This is a genomic window from Arcobacter sp. CECT 8989 (assembly GCF_004116715.1).
Classification (GTDB): Bacteria; Campylobacterota; Campylobacteria; order Campylobacterales; family Arcobacteraceae; genus Halarcobacter.
Window position 1 is genome coordinate 1 of sequence record NZ_PDKE01000079.1, and the last position, 430, is coordinate 430.

Here is a 430-nt window from a genome sequence, read left to right on the forward strand (position 1 = left end):
AATTGGGTGGTACACCTCTTTTGCACCCCAAAGAGTGGTTTAAAAAGAGCAATTGCAGTTATGAAGCCCCTAAAGATTTTGATGTCGTTGAGATTTTAAATGATGCGATTAAAGGGGAACAATGTGCAATTAAAACCTACAGTGACATTCTTGAACTCACACATAATAAAGATATTGTTACGTCTGATATTGTCAGTCAGCTTTTAGCTGATGATGTCGAACATGACTAGGACTTACAAGCGCTTCATGATGAAGTGACGGAGTTTATTACGGATTTAAAAAAATCACTTAAATGATCAACAAAGTGGATCTTCTCCACTTTGCCAACCATCCAAATATTTTTCAATGAGGTGGAAATCTTCACCACTGTGTTGAGTGAAAGTGATGTACTGATTTTTGGTTTGAATATCAAAGAGTTAGTTGATAATAA

The 430-nt window shown here is 35.6% G+C and carries 1 protein-coding gene; it reads left to right on the forward strand.

The window, feature by feature from the left end:
- Positions 1 to 230: ferritin-like domain-containing protein (locus CRV02_RS14520; protein ID WP_309109256.1), on the forward strand; the 230-nt coding region annotated here is incomplete at its 5' end.
- Between the last annotated feature and the right edge of the window lie 200 nt (positions 231 to 430).